The sequence below is a fragment of the Micromonospora sp. NPDC049374 genome (genome assembly GCF_040677165.1).
In the GTDB taxonomy this organism is placed as follows: Bacteria; Actinomycetota; Actinomycetes; order Mycobacteriales; family Micromonosporaceae; genus Micromonospora.
Genome location: NZ_JBFAQH010000007.1, coordinates 104165 through 118100 on the forward strand (window position 1 = coordinate 104165; position 13936 = coordinate 118100).

Genomic DNA, 13936 nt, shown 5'->3' on the forward strand with positions numbered 1-13936 from the left:
CCCCACCCACCGCCGGTCCGTTGATCATGAGGTTATTGCTTGTGAGAGCGCTTTCCGAAGCGAATAACTTCATGATCAGCCTGGGCGGGGGCCTGGTATCGCCATCCTGGAGATGCCCGACCGGTCTTGGCGTGGGTGCGCGACGGGCCGCCCTCCACCAGGGCAGGGCAGGGCAGGGCAGGAGAGGGTGGGGTGGGGTGGGGGGTTAGAGGGCGAGGGTGGCGGCGGCGGTGGTGCCGCTGGGTGGGGGGAGGAGTTGGGTGGGGACGCCGGCTGCCGCGAGGGCGGTGCGCAGGCGTTGCACGTCGGTGCCGAAGCGGACCAGTTGGACCGGGCCCACCGGGGTGGGTGGGGAACAGAGCACCAGGCCGGTCGCCTGGGCCGGCCAACCCGGCACGATGGGGACCAGCGCAGCGCGTACCTCGTCGTCGGTCACCTGGGTGAAGACCGTGCCGGGCGCGATCACGTCGGCGACCGAGGCGATCGCCCGGTCGACGGCGGCCGGGTCGGGCGCGGCGTCGCCCGGGTGGTCCGGCAGGGTGGCGGCGGCGGCCAGGCCGGCGGCGGTCGCCTCGGCGGTGCCGAGCGAGAACAGGTCCATCGAGGCGTCCCGGACCAGGACCCCGGCGCCCTCGCCGTCAACCGACAGCGGTGGCGTCAGGTAACCGCGGATCACCGCGACCGGCATCTGATCACACTTGCCCTTGATCAGTTCGCCCGCCGCGGCCAGCTCGTCGACCACCGCCATCTGGGTCAGCACCAGCTCGTTGCCGTACGGGTCGACCTCGCCCCGGTGGTCACGGATGGCGTCCATCCCGGCGACGCCGAGGGCCACGTCGGTCAGCCCGTTGCGCCAGGGGCGACCCATGGTGTCGCTGACGACGACCGCGACGTCCACGCCGTACCGGTCGCGCAGGCCGGAGCGGAGTGCGCGGGCCGAGGCGTCCGGGTCTTCCGGCAGCAGCACCAGCCGGGTCTTGTCGACGTTCGACGCGTCGATTCCGGCGGCGGCCATCACGAAGCCGTGGCGGGTCTGCACGATCCGGGTCGGGCCGCGCGACGCCACCACCCGTACCGTCTCCGCCGCCAGCACCTCGTCCCGGACGGCCTGCCGATCCGGACCGTCGGCGGGTACGTCGACCAGCCGTCCCTCGGCCTTGGAGATGATCTTGCTGGTCACCACCAGCACATCGCCGTCGCGCAGCCAGGGCGCCGCGCTTCCGATCAGGACCGCGAGGTCGTCGCCCTCGGTCACGTGCCCGATGCCGGGCACCGGCATGATCTCCAGTCTCACGTCAGCTCCACCGCGGCGCGGACCATCGCCGCCGTCGCCGTCTCGTCGGTCATCCGCAGCGGAACCGCGCGGACCGTCACGTCCGGCACCACCGTTTCGGCATCCTCCTCGGCCACCAACCAGCCGTCGAGCAGCCCTCCGGTGGCCCGGCCTCCGTACAGCCCACCGACGCCGCCGGCGGAGCACTCCACGCCGACGACCGCCAGGCAGCGGTCGGCCATGCCGCGTACCGGCGCGTCACCGATGATCGGCGAAACGCCCACCACCGGGGCGGGACCGTCCGTCAGCGCCTCGCGCAGGCCCGGTACGGCCAGGATCGGCGCGATGCTGACCACCGGGTTGCTCGGCGCCACGAGCACCACGTCGGCTCCGGTGATCGCCTCCGTCACGCCGGGTGCCGGCTGCGCCGACTCCGCTCCCACGAAGACGAACCGGTGGGTCGGAATCTGAGCCCGGTACCGCACCCACCATTCCTGGAAGTGGATCGCCCGCTGGCCACCGTCGAGGTCCGCGACCGCGTGCGTCTCCAGGCGGTCGTCGGTCGCCGGCAGCAGGCGTACGCCGGGCTGCCAGCGGGTCGCCAGTGCCTCGGTGACCTGGTGCAGCGGATAGCCGGCGTCGAGCATTGTGGTGCGGACCAGGTGGGTGGCGATGTCCCGGTCACCCAGCCCGAACCAGCTCGGCTCGGCGCCGTACGCCGCCAGCTCGTCCTTGACCGTCCAGCTCTCGTCGACGCGCCCCCAGCCCCGCTGCGGGTCGGCACCGCCGCCGAGGGTGTACAGCACGCTGTCCAGGTCCGGGCAGATCCGGAGCCCGTGCAGCCGTAGGTCGTCGCCGACGTTGACCACGGCGGTCACCTCGGCACCCACCTCGCGGGCGTACGCCCGCACCCCCAGCAGGAACCGGGCACCGCCGATTCCGCCGGTCAGAACCACGATGCGCATCCGCCCATCCTCGCCTACGTGACGCCTCCGGCAGCCAGGTGCCCCGGGAGACTAGGCTCACGTCGGCATCTGTCCGCTTTCGCCCCAGGGAGAGTTCGTGACCAGCCCCGCCGAGCCCCCGCCCAACGATCCGACCCCGGCCCGCCAGGTGACCGGGCCGCTGCGTGAACTCGTCGCCCTCGTGCTCCTGGGCGCGAACGCCGTCTTCCTCTTCGTGGGCCTGATCCGGCTGCTGACCCCGCAGGGCGCCTACAGCACGGTGACCGGCCGTGCCGCCAGCTCGTTCTTCGCCTTCATCGGCGTCGAGGCGGTCGTCCTGCCGGTGCTGGCGGTACTGCTGGCCACGCATCTCGCCCCGGCCGTCGGACGGGCGAAACTGATCACGCAGGTGGCGCTGATCGAGTACGCGGTCAGTGCCGTGCTCGGCGGTCTGACCCTGCTGATCTGGGTGGTCGGCCGGCTGGCCGAGGCGCAGCTCTTCGACGCCATGACCGGCCTGCTCACCCGGGTCGCCTGGGTGGCGCTGTTCGCGGCGGCGGCCTATGTGGTCTGGAGCGTGTGGCAGCGGCTTTACCACGTGCCCCGGCCCAAGCCCGAGCCCGGCCTGTACGGCACGCCGCAGCAGGGCTGGCCGCAGCCGGGAGGCCCGGGTCAGTTCGGTGGCCAGCCCGGTCAGCAGGGCGGCGGTTGGGTGCCGCCCGGCCAGTCGGGCAGTTGGCCGGGTGCCGACCGGCCCGCCGGCTATCCGGCCGGCTACCCCGGCACCGGACACCCCGGGGCGGGGCAGCCGAATCAGTCCGGTCCCGGCCAGTTCGGCGGCTACCCGGCGGGCGGCACGACCCAGGGCCACCCCGGCGGTCAGGGCCACCCCGGCGGTCAGGGCCACCCCGGCGGTCAGGGGCACCCCGGCGGTCAGGGCCAGGCCGGCAGCCAGGGCCACGCCGGCGGTCAGCCGGGCTGGCCGGTCGCCGGCCAGGCACCCTCCGCCGGCGGGCCGGCGGAGTCCCCGCACACCTGGCCGCCGCACGGTCAGCCGGCGGTGCCACCGCAGTCGGCGGCACCGTCCTCGCCGGCCGCACCGCCGTTCGGGCAGCCGGCCTCGGCCGACCCGACCCAGAGCATCCCGCGTCAGGGCGACCCGGCCGGGAGCATGCCGCGTCAGGGTGGCGTGGCTGGGAGCGTCGAACGCCAGGGTGCCGAGCCGACCCAGGCGATCCCGCATCCGAGTGCTGAGCCGACCCAGGCGATCCCGCATCAGAGTGCCGAGCCGACCCAGGCGATCCGGCGGCCGGGCGATGGTGAGGCCGGCCCGTCGGTTTCCCGGCCGGGCGACGGAGATGCCGACCGTACCCAGCGGATCGATCCGGGCGACCAGCCCGGCTGAGCGACCGCAGGCATCGGGCCGAGCCAGGTTCGCTGTCTGTGGGAGTACGTGCGGTTGCCCACGGGCGGGGGGCCGGACCGGGCCGCAGCGCATAGGCTGAGCGGATGGTTGATCAGAGCGAGCGCGGGCCGGGTGACGGGGGCGTACGGCGGGCACTGCGCCGCGCCGCCACCGGGCGGGCGCTCGACGTCGACGAGGCGTCGACCCTGCTGACCGCCCGGGGCGCGGCCCTGGAGGAACTGCTCGGCATCGCCGGTGCGATCCGTGACGCGGGTCTGCGGGACGCCGGCCGGCCCGGCGTGGTGACGTACTCGAAGAAGGTCTTCATTCCGCTGACCCGGCTCTGCCGGGACCGCTGCCACTACTGCACGTTCGCCACGGTGCCGCACCGGCTGCCGGCGGCCTTCCTCGACCGCGACGAGGTGCTGGCCATCGCCCGGGCCGGTGCGGCACAGGGCTGCAAGGAGGCCCTGTTCACCCTCGGTGACCGACCGGAGGAGCGCTGGCCGGCCGCCCGGCAGTGGCTGGAGGAACGCGGCTACGGGTCCACTCTGGATTACGTACGGGCCTGCGCCGTGGCGGTGCTGGAGGAGACCGGCCTGCTGCCGCACCTGAACCCGGGCGTGCTCTCCTGGGCGGAACTGCAACGGCTCAAACCGGTGGCGCCGAGCATGGGGATGATGCTGGAGACCACGGCCACCCGGCTGTGGTCCGAGCCCGGCGGCCCGCACTACGGCTCACCGGACAAGGAACCGGCGGTGCGGTTGCGGGTGCTCGACGACGCCGGACGGGTCGGCGTCCCGTTCACCACCGGCATCCTGATCGGCATCGGCGAGACCCTCGCGGAGCGGGTCGATGCGATCTTCGCGATGCGGCGTACCCACCGCGAGTACGGCCATCTCCAGGAGGTGATCGTGCAGAATTTCCGGGCGAAGCCGGACACGGCGATGCGTGGGATGCCCGACGCCGAGCTGCACGACCTCGCGGCCACCGTGGCGGTGGCCCGGGTGCTGCTGGGCCCGAAAGCCCGCATCCAGGCGCCACCGAACCTGATCGCCGGCGAGTACGACCTGCTGCTGCGGGCCGGCATCGACGACTGGGGCGGTGTCTCACCGGTGACCCCGGATCACGTCAACCCGGAGCGCCCCTGGCCGCAGCTCGACGAACTGGCTTCCCGTACCGCGGCAGCCGGCTTCACCCTGCGGGAACGGTTGACCGTCTACCCGGAGTACGTCCAGGCCGGTGAGCCGTGGCTGGACGCACGACTGCTGCCGCACGTGACCGCGTTGGCCGATCCGGCGACCGGGCTGGCGGTTGAGACGGCTCGTCCGGTCGGCCGGCCGTGGCAGGAGCCCGACGAGACCTTCGGCGGACGGACCGACCTGCACGCCACCATCGACACCGCGGGGCGTACGGACGACCGGCGGGGCGACTTCGACCACGTCTATGGTGACTGGGCCGAGGTGGCCGCGAAGGCGGCGGTGCCTCCGGCGCGGGCGGGTGTCGAGGATGGTCCGGCACCGGAGGCGGGGTCCGCTGTCCGGGCCGGCCGGCAGGCCACCGCCGGCTCCGGCGACGCCGACCTGCGGGTCGGGTTGCGGTTGGCCGCCGAGGATCCGGCGGCGCTGCTGGAGCCCCGGCACACCGACGCCGCACTGGCGCTGTTCGGCGCGGACGGTCAGGCGCTGGACGAGCTGTGCCGCACCGCCGACGAGCTGCGCCGCTCCGCCGTGGGTGACGACGTGACCTACGTGGTCAACCGCAACATCAACTTCTCCAACGTCTGCTACGTGGGCTGCCGATTCTGCGCCTTCGCCCAGCGGGAACGGGACGCCGACGCGTACCGGCTCTCGGTGGAGCAGGTCGCGGACCGGGCGCAGGAGGCGTGGGAGGCCGGTGCCGGCGAGGTCTGCCTCCAGGGTGGCATCGACCCGAAGCTGCCGGTGACGATCTACGCCGACCTGGTCCGGGCGATCAAGGCCCGGGTACCGCAGATGCACGTGCACGCCTTCTCGCCGATGGAGATCGTCACCGCTGCCGCCAAGGCCGGTGTGTCCGTGCGGGAGTGGCTGGCCGGGCTGCGCGAGGCGGGACTGGACACCATCCCGGGCACCGCGGCGGAGATCCTCGACGACGAGGTGCGTTGGGTGCTCACCAAGGGCAAGCTGCCGACCGCCGCCTGGGTGGAGGTGGTAAGCACGGCCCACGAGCTGGGCATCCGGTCCAGCTCGACGATGATGTACGGCCATGTCGACCATCCCGCACACTGGCTGGCGCACTTCCGGGTGCTGGCCGGGGTGCAGGACCGTACCGGCGGGTTCACCGAGTTCGTGGCGCTGCCGTTCGTGCACACCAACGCCCCGATCTACCTCGCCGGCATCGCCCGGCCCGGCCCGACGTGGCGGGAGAACCGGGTGGTGCACGCGATGGCGCGGGTGCTGTTGCACGGCCGGATCGACAACATCCAGTGCTCCTGGGTGAAGCTGGGCGACGCCGGCACCGCGGAGCTGCTGCGCAGCGGCTGCAACGACCTGGGCGGCACGCTGATGGAGGAGACCATCTCGCGGATGGCCGGCTCCGGCAACGGGTCGGCGCGCACCGAGGAACAGTTGCGGGCCATCGCGGCGGCGGCGGGCCGACCGGCGCGTAGGCGTACGACCGCGTACGGTCACATCACGGCCTAGCGTCGAACCTTCGCCCGCCGCCGGACGTACCTGTCGATGCCGGCGGCGGCACGGCGAGGACCGCCGCCGGCACCCCTCTCGGGGGCCCGGCGTGGTCTGTCGTGACCCCCGTCCGTCATCGCGGGCGCCTGCGCGCCGCCGCCGGAAAGGTTGGTCATGATCACTGAGAAGCGTAAGCGGCGTTGGCCGAAACTGACCCGCCGCCAGACGATCACCGCCGCGGCCAGTGCCACCCTCGGCGCCGCCGCGCTCGCGGTGCCGGGGCTGTCCCTGGCCGGTGACGGCGACGACAAGGCGGCGGCCGGCCCCGACGAGACGATCGTCGTACATCTGCGTGACGCCCGGTCCGGCACCATGGACGTGTTCGTCGGCCAGTCCCGCATCGAGGTGCGTGACCGTGGCCTGGCGGACCGGCTGCGTCGCGCCGCCGCCCGGCGCTGAGCCCGTGCCCGTCCGACCCTGCGTCGCAGCGCTAGCCGACTCGCCCGCCGTCCTGCGTGCCGTCGCCGTGCGTGCCGTCTCGGAAGTCGCGCCCTGCGCGCCGAGGCGGAGCCGGTTGCCGCGTTCCAGCCATCAGCGTTGAGCGCTTCCGCCGCCCCGCCGTAGCGAGCGGTCCGGCGTCCTCGGTGCGGGCCCGGTGCCCGGCCGACCATCCCGATTGACTCTTTCGCCCAGTGAGGTGGGTCCGTCATGTCTTCACACCGCGAGGCACCGGAGATCGCCAAGGATCCGGTCGCCGATTCATCCGACCTGTACGCCTTCGTCACCCCGGACCGCCCGGAAACGGTGACGCTGATCGCCAACTACGTGCCGTTGCAGCTACCCTCCGGCGGCCCGAACTTCTTCGAGTTTGGCGACGACGTGCGGTACGAGATCCACATCGACAACGACGGTGACGGGCGGCCGGACGTCACCTACCGCTTCGAATTCACCACCGAGATCACCAACCCGAACAGTTTTCTCTACAACACCGGGCCGATCGACGCGCTGGACAGCGAGAACTGGAACCGCCGGCAGTTCTACAGCCTGACCCGGATCGTCGGCGGCCGAGAGCAGCGGCTGGCCCGTAAGCTGCCCTGCCCGCCGTGCAACGTGGGCCCACTGTCCACACCGGACTACGGCGACCTGGTCCGTCAGGCGACCTTCTCGCTCTCCACCGGCGAGAAGGTCTTCGCCGGTCAGCGTGCCGACGGCTTCTTCGTGGACCTGGGTGCGATCTTCGACCTCGGTACGCTGCGGCCGTTCCAGCAGTTGCACGTCGCCGGCAAGAAGATCTTCAAAGAGGCCGGTGAGCCGGTCAACGCGACCGACCGGTTGAACGTGCACAGCCTGGCGTTGCAGGTGCCGATGGAGCGGCTGCGCCGCCGCGTCGACCGGTACCACTGGCAGGAACCCGCCTCGGTCATCGGGGTGTGGACCTCGGCGTCCCGCCGGCAGGTGCGGGTGCTCGGCGACCGGGTGGCGGCGGACACCAACGCCGGGCCGTTCACGCAGGTGTCCAGGTTGGGCAACCCGTTGTTCAACGAGGTCATCGTGCCGATGGCGCAGAAGGATCTGTGGAACACCCTGCCGCCGTCGGAGGACAAGCGGTTCGCGCAGTTCGTCGAGCGGCCGGAACTTGCCGCCCTGCTGCCGGTGCTCTACCCGGACGTCTTCCCCAACCTGGACAAGCTGAACAGGTCGAAGAAGGCCCGAGCCGACCTGGTCGCCATTCTGCTGACCGGCATCCCGGAGGGGCTGATCGACGGCTTCACCAACAGCACCGGGGACGTGCAGGCCGACATGCTCCGACTGAACACCGCGATCCCGCCGGCCCGCCGGCCGAACCGGTTCGGTGTGCTCGGCGGCGATCTCGCGGGCTTCCCGAACGGCCGGCGGGTGACCGACGACGTGGTGACCATCGCGCTGCGCGCCATCGCGGGGCTGACCGTGCCGCTGGTGGACCGGAAGTTCCAGCCGGACGAGGCGGCGGGAGCGGTGACGCCGGGACTGAGCGCAGCGGACGTGACCGCGCCGTTCCTGCGCAAGTTCCCGTTCCTCGGTACGCCCTACGACGGGTTCAACAACCCGTCGGCGGAATCCTGAGCCGAAGGTGGTGGAGATGAGCGGACACGAGCATGCACACACGTACGGCCCCTCGGGAACCGGGACGGTCGTCCTCGACCTGGGCGGAGACACCGGTGCCTTGATCATCTACACCGGACGACAACTGCTCGGCCGGGAGATCGAGGTGAGTCGGGCCGACCGGGACGGTGACCCCCGGACGCACTCCGCCGTACGCGAGCGTCGGGTCCGGGACGGTACGTTCCACAGTGCTGTCTACCCGGACCTCCCGGCGGGTGTCTATACCGTTTGGTGGGACAGCGACACGCCCGTCGGGTCGGTCACCGTGACCGGTGGCGTGGTCGCTGAATTCGCCTTGCCTACCAGCCTGACCCCGTCAGCCGACTGAACCGCCAGAGCCTCCGTCTACCGCGTTCCGTCCACTATGTGGGCGGGACGCGGTCGTCGTTCACCCGCTCGGCGGGCAGGGTTGGCGAAGTCGGGATAACCTTGCCCATCAAGATCAACGGATCTTGATGGGCGGCTTCCTCGGCGTCGACGCGAGGCCCGATCGCTCCGGCGGCGCTCGGCGCGCCACGGGAGAAAACCCGGGCAACTCGCCGGGGAGGGCGTTACTCGGCCGGGGTCTGAATCGATAGGGCAGGGCGAGACCGGGTGGTACCGACGGCCGTCCGGGACGCGTGTCGGGAGGGCGACTCCATTATCAAGTTTGGCTTGACGGCGCACGCATTACACGCGTGTAATTTGAATGGGGTTGTTCGCACGGAACGCACGATAACGGGACCGGACGGACAAAAGCACGCCTTTCGCGTGGGGGGTTGCAGCGGCGACGACGCCGGTGCGCGACAAGGAGGCAACTGAATGGACGGCCAGCTCGAGGCGGCCGACCTGCTCGGAAACGCGCCGGAGTGGCAGGAGCGGGCCCTGTGCTCGCAGACCGATCCGGAGGCGTTCTTCCCCGAGAAGGGCGGCTCGACCCGCGAGGCGAAGCGCATCTGCTCGCGGTGCGAGGTGAAGACGGAATGCCTCGAATACGCTCTCGGCCACGACGAGCGGTTCGGGATCTGGGGTGGGCTCTCCGAACGGGAGCGGCGCAAGCTCAAGCGCCGGGCGGCCTGATCCGACGTGGGGCGGGGCGGTTGGGGGCCGTCCCACCCGGCGCGGGTCCTGGCCGGGCGTCCGGATTTCAGCGTGGGTCGGGGCGGTTGGGGGGCCACCCCCTCCCGGCGCGGCGGCTTGGCTCGGCGCGCGGACGGCCGGCGGAGATTTCCGGGGGGCCGTGTTGAACGGTCGGCGGTCGCTCCGGCCGCGATCAGGCCAACTCGTCCGGGTCGACGCCGAGCAGGTTCGCCACCTGCTCGATGATGACATCGTGGACCAGATCGGCGAGATCCTCCCGGTCCATCGCCCGAAATTCCAGGGGTCGCCGGTACAACACGATCCGCGGCGGGACCTCCTGGCGGCCGGGTCGCCCGGGCAGCAGCCGGGCCAGCGGCACCTCGCCGTCTTCCAGCACGTCGGAGTCGTAGACGTTCAGATCGGGCGGGACGTCCTCGACGGCGAACTCGACCCCGGCCAGTTCCTTGGCGAACCGGCGCTCCAGCGTCTCGACAGTGTCCAGCACCAGGTCGTCGAAGATCTCCGCCTTGGTCCGCGCCAGCGGCACGGTGGCCGGCACCAGCCGCCCACGCAGACCGCGTCCGTGCCGGTCGCGGTGCGCCCGCCGGCCGGTGCCGGGGCGGCGGTTCTCCGGGCTCGTCATGAGCCAAAGAGTAGCTTCCGGTCAGCTCCTGGCCGCGTCAGCGGCGACCACGTGGCGCGTTGCGGCACCGGACGAGAAATGTGATCACCAAGACGGGCGTGTCGTAACGCGAAGCGGTGCGCCGGAGCCGGTAATGGAGATACCCTGCGCCGGTGAGGTCACCACGGCGCTGCTCCCGCAACGGCTGCCCCCGGCAAGCGGTCGCCACGCTGACCTATGTCTACAACGAGTCGACCGCCGTGGTGGGCCCGCTGGCCGCCTTCGCCGAGCCGCACACGTACGACCTCTGTGAGCCGCACGCCCGCAGTCTGACCGCACCGCGCGGTTGGGAGGTCGTCCGGCACGAGGGCGAGTTCGAGCCTCCGCCGCCCACCACGGACGACCTGGTGGCCCTGGCCGAGGCGGTCCGCGAGGCCGCCCGCCCCGCCCCCCGCCCGCCCCAGGACGACCAGAACCACCCCACCGCACCCCCCGCCGGCTCTCCTACCTCCCGCCGCGGCCACCTCCGCGTAATCCCCCCCACCCACTGACCCACCCCACGGCCCCCGTGCGCCCCCGCGCCCTCCTGCCGCGCCCCCGCGCCCTCCTGCCGTGCGTTGATCATGAGGTTAGCGGCGTTCTCGATCTCTAGAACTGCCGCTAACCTCATGATCAACGCGGGTGGTTGGGTGTGGGGTAAGGGTTAGAGGCGGGACCAGGCGTCGGTGAGTACGGTTCGCAGGATCTGTTCGATCTCGTCGAACTGGTGCTGGTCGGCGATCAGCGGCGGGGCGAGCTGGATCACCGGGTCGCCCCGGTCGTCGGCGCGGCAGTAGAGGCCGGCGTCGAACAGGGCGTTGGAGAGGAAGCCGCGCAGCAGCCGCTCCGACTCGGCCCCGTCGAACGTCTCCCGGGTCGTCTTGTCCTTGACCAGCTCGATGCCGTAGAAGTAGCCGTCGCCCCGGACATCGCCGACGATCGGCAGGTCGTGCAGCTTCTCCAGGGTGGCGCGGAACGCCGACTCGTTGGCGCGTACGTGCCCGATCAGGTCCTCCCGGTCGAAGACCTCCAGGTTGGCCAGGGCCACCGCGCAGGAGACCGGGTGACCGCCGAAGGTCACGCCGTGGGCGAACATGCCGGTCTCGGTCAGGAACGGCTCCATCAACCGGTCGCTGGCGATCATCGCGCCGAGCGGGGCATAGCCCGAGGTGATGCCCTTGGCGGTGGTGATGATGTCGGGCTGGTAGCCGTAGCGCCGGGCGCCGAAGTACTCGCCGAGCCGGCCCCACGAGCAGATCACCTCGTCGCTGACCAGCAGCACGTCGTACGCGTCGCAGATCTCCCGTACCCGCTCGAAGTAGCCGGGCGGCGGCGGGAAGCAGCCTCCCGAGTTCTGTACCGGCTCCAGGAAGACTGCCGCCACGGTGTCCGGCCCCTCCCGCTCGATGGCGCGACCGATCTCCTCGGCGGCCCAACGGCCGAACGCCACCGGATCGTCGCCGTGCTCCGGTGCCCGGTAGAAGTTCGTGTTCGGCACCTTGATGCCACCTGGCACCAGCGGCTCGAAGTCGGTCTTGATGCCGGGCAACCCGGTGATCGACAGGGCGCCCATCGAGGTGCCGTGGTACGCGATGTACCGACTGACCACCTTGTGCTTGGTCGGCTTGCCGACCCGCTTGAAGTACGCGCGGGCCAGCTTCCAGGCCGCTTCGACCGCCTCGGAACCACCGGTGGTGAAGAAGACCCGGTTCAGGTCGCCGGGGGTGAGTGCGGCGATCTTCTCGGCCAGCTCCACTGCCTTCGGGTGGGCGTACGACCAGAGCGGGAAGTAGGCCAGCTCGCCGGCCTGCTTCGCGGCGGCCTCGGCCAGCTCGGTGCGCCCGTGTCCGGCATTGACCACGAACAGCCCGGCCAGCCCGTCCAGGTAGCGGCGGCCCTGCGCATCCCAGACGTACGCGCCTTCGCCGCGCACGATCGTCGGCACCTCCGCGGCAGAGTAGCTCGCCATCCGGGTGAAGTGCATCCAGAGGTGGTCGGTGGCGTTGGCCATGTCAGCCCCATCGGGTCTCGGGCCGGTCGGGGGTCACCGGCCGCTCGTGCCACGGTTATCCCACAGTCTCACACCTCAAAGCAAGTGCTATCGGTTGGGGAACGGCGCTTACGCAACGGATTTGATGTTCCTGGACGGCTTTAGGCAACGGAATTCGCACTACGCCCGGCCGGTCCTCTGCGCCCCGACCGAACCCCGGCGGCCGTCGCTGGCCCAGCCGAGACGTTGCCGGCGTGCTCGGGTGGGGCGCTCGGGTCTGGTAGCTCCTGCGCGCCCTTTGCTCTGCTTCACCGGACGCACAGGAAGCCGGCGGGAATCGTTGCGTGGGTTGAAGCAGAGCAAAGGGCGCGAGGTGAAGTGGGGTGGGGCGGGGTGGGGTTTCGGGGGAGAGGCGGACCAGCGCCAGTGGGATGGGCGCGGTGGCCTCGACGAAGGTGTAGGTGGACCGGCGCCGGCTGGATGCTTGCGGCGGCGTCGACGGAGGCTTGGGTCGGTGGTTCGGTCACCGGCCGCCGCCATCCGGGTCGACCGTGATCGGTGCCGTTTCCAGGGCGTCTCCGGGGCATCTGGAGCGCATCTCGGATGCGCGAAACAGTCCTGACCGCAACACGCCGGTAGTGGGCGGACACGGCCACCCCTGGTGACTAGCGTGCGCCGGAGTGTGACGTGAGTCGGGAGGGTGCGATGGGCAACGGGACGGCGGTCAACGAGGCGCTGCGGGTGGCGATGGCGGACAAGGGTGAGACGGTCGAATCCCTGGCCGGGAAGGTGGGCGTCGACCCGAAGACGACCGCGCGCTGGCTGGCGGACGGGCGGATACCGCATCCGAGGACCAGGATCGCGGTGGCCAACCTGCTCGGCCGGCCGGCCAGGGAACTCTGGCCGGAGCCGTTCCGCCGCCGGGATCTGCCCTGGTTCCGGGAGTGGGCGGAACTGGAGCAGGACGCCCGGTCCATCCGGTCGTACGAGCCGTTGCTGGTGCCGGGCCTGCTCCAGACCGAGGCGTACGCCCGGGCGGTGCTGGCCACCGGCGGCCTGCTGTCGCCGACGGAGGTCGACGAGATCGTGGCGGCGCGACTGGCCCGGCAGCGGGTGCTGGAGCGGGATGTTCCGCTCCAGTTCATCGCGGTGCTCGACGAGGTGGTGCTGCGCCGGCCGGTCGGTCACGATCGGGGTGTGATGGCGGGGCAACTGACCCACCTGGCCGCCCTGGGCGCGCGGGAGTGCGTGCAGGTCCGGGTGATCCCGGCGGAGAACCCGTGGCACACCGGCCTGGCCGGGCCGTTCGTGCTGGCCCGGATGCCGGACGGCGCGGAGGTGGCCTATCTGGACAATCAACTGCGCGGTCAGGTGGTGACCGACAGTGCTGATCTTGCTAGCCTGGGCGCGAGGTGGGAGAGCGTCACAGGTGAGGCGCTGCCCCGTCGACAGTCCATCGACCTGATCAGGGAAGTGGCGACGACATGGAGTTGACTGACGCCCGCTGGCGCACCGCCACCCGCAGCAGCAACAACGGCGGCAACTGTGTCGAGGTGGCCGACAATCTGCCCGGCCGGGTGCTGGTGCGCGACAGCAAGGATCGAGCCGGCGGCACCCTGGCCTTCACCCCGACCGCTTGGCGTGCCTTTGTCGCCACCACCGCCCGCAGTACGGTCTGAGTCGCCGCTCCGCTCGGCCTACCCGCTCCGGGTCGCCGCATCTGGTGCCTCCGCCCAACCCCGTCGTCCCCAAATGCGGCATGTGGTGGTCTCAGGCGACCCGGATGGCGCGAGATG

13 protein-coding genes are annotated in these 13936 nt (G+C 71.5%); 9 read left to right on the top strand and 4 right to left on the bottom strand.

What is annotated here, in order from left to right; genetic code table 11:
• Nucleotides 1–205 precede the first annotated feature (205 nt).
• Together AB0J93_RS14200 and cofD are read right to left on the bottom strand one after the other, a co-directional pair.
• The gene (locus tag AB0J93_RS14200) at nt 206–1294 is read right to left on the bottom strand and encodes a coenzyme F420-0:L-glutamate ligase (protein ID WP_363921727.1); all 1089 of its coding nucleotides are present in this window, start codon (nt 1292–1294) and stop codon (nt 206–208) included.
• Nucleotides 1291–2238 (bottom strand): 2-phospho-L-lactate transferase, encoded by a 948-nt coding sequence (gene cofD / locus AB0J93_RS14205; protein ID WP_363921729.1) that lies wholly within the window; start codon nt 2236–2238, stop codon nt 1291–1293. Before cofD ends, AB0J93_RS14200 begins: the two co-directional genes overlap by 4 nt.
• 97 nt (nt 2239–2335) lie before the next feature.
• Here cofD and AB0J93_RS14210 point away from each other — a divergent pair, with 97 nt between their 5' ends.
• The 6 genes from AB0J93_RS14210 (at nt 2336) to AB0J93_RS14235 (ending at nt 9489) form a co-directional block, all read left to right on the top strand.
• The gene (locus tag AB0J93_RS14210) at nt 2336–3622 is read left to right on the top strand and encodes a hypothetical protein (protein ID WP_363921731.1); all 1287 of its coding nucleotides are present in this window, start codon (nt 2336–2338) and stop codon (nt 3620–3622) included.
• A 104-nt stretch (nt 3623–3726) separates the two neighbouring features.
• Complete coding sequence (locus tag AB0J93_RS14215) at nt 3727–6306, top strand: bifunctional FO biosynthesis protein CofGH (protein ID WP_363921733.1); 2580 nt, start codon at nt 3727–3729, stop codon at nt 6304–6306.
• 156 nt (nt 6307–6462) lie between these two features.
• Entirely contained in the window at nt 6463–6747 is a 285-nt protein-coding gene (locus tag AB0J93_RS14220) for a hypothetical protein (RefSeq protein ID WP_363921735.1), read from the top strand.
• A gap of 249 nt (nt 6748–6996) precedes the next feature.
• Nucleotides 6997–8391 (top strand): DUF4331 domain-containing protein, encoded by a 1395-nt coding sequence (locus tag AB0J93_RS14225; RefSeq protein WP_363921737.1) that lies wholly within the window; start codon nt 6997–6999, stop codon nt 8389–8391.
• Nucleotides 8392–8407: 16 nt separating this feature from the next.
• On the top strand, nt 8408–8758 hold the full coding sequence (locus AB0J93_RS14230; protein WP_363921739.1) for a phospholipase: 351 nt from the start codon (nt 8408–8410) through the stop codon (nt 8756–8758).
• A 473-nt stretch (nt 8759–9231) separates the two neighbouring features.
• Nucleotides 9232–9489 carry a WhiB family transcriptional regulator gene (locus AB0J93_RS14235; RefSeq protein ID WP_013731688.1) on the top strand — a complete coding sequence of 86 codons (258 nt, stop codon included), beginning with the start codon at nt 9232–9234 and terminating at the stop codon, nt 9487–9489.
• A gap of 193 nt (nt 9490–9682) precedes the next feature.
• Here the strand turns inward: AB0J93_RS14235 and AB0J93_RS14240 are convergent, their stop codons facing one another.
• Complete coding sequence (locus AB0J93_RS14240; RefSeq protein WP_093406503.1) at nt 9683–10132, bottom strand: metallopeptidase family protein; 450 nt, start codon at nt 10130–10132, stop codon at nt 9683–9685.
• A 152-nt stretch (nt 10133–10284) separates the two neighbouring features.
• Here AB0J93_RS14240 and AB0J93_RS14245 point away from each other — a divergent pair, with 152 nt between their 5' ends.
• Nucleotides 10285–10662 (top strand): DUF3499 domain-containing protein, encoded by a 378-nt coding sequence (locus tag AB0J93_RS14245; RefSeq protein WP_204011217.1) that lies wholly within the window; start codon nt 10285–10287, stop codon nt 10660–10662.
• 152 nt (nt 10663–10814) lie between these two features.
• Here AB0J93_RS14245 and AB0J93_RS14250 read toward each other — a convergent pair whose 3' ends face one another.
• The gene (locus AB0J93_RS14250; protein WP_363921742.1) at nt 10815–12161 is read right to left on the bottom strand and encodes an aspartate aminotransferase family protein; all 1347 of its coding nucleotides are present in this window, start codon (nt 12159–12161) and stop codon (nt 10815–10817) included.
• A gap of 684 nt (nt 12162–12845) precedes the next feature.
• Between AB0J93_RS14250 and AB0J93_RS14255 the strand changes: the two genes are divergently transcribed.
• On the top strand, nt 12846–13634 hold the full coding sequence (locus tag AB0J93_RS14255; RefSeq protein ID WP_363922051.1) for a helix-turn-helix transcriptional regulator: 789 nt from the start codon (nt 12846–12848) through the stop codon (nt 13632–13634).
• The gene (locus AB0J93_RS14260; protein ID WP_363921744.1) at nt 13625–13819 is read left to right on the top strand and encodes a DUF397 domain-containing protein; all 195 of its coding nucleotides are present in this window, start codon (nt 13625–13627) and stop codon (nt 13817–13819) included. The genes AB0J93_RS14255 and AB0J93_RS14260 overlap by 10 nt, the downstream gene beginning before the upstream one ends.
• Nucleotides 13820–13936 lie beyond the last annotated feature (117 nt).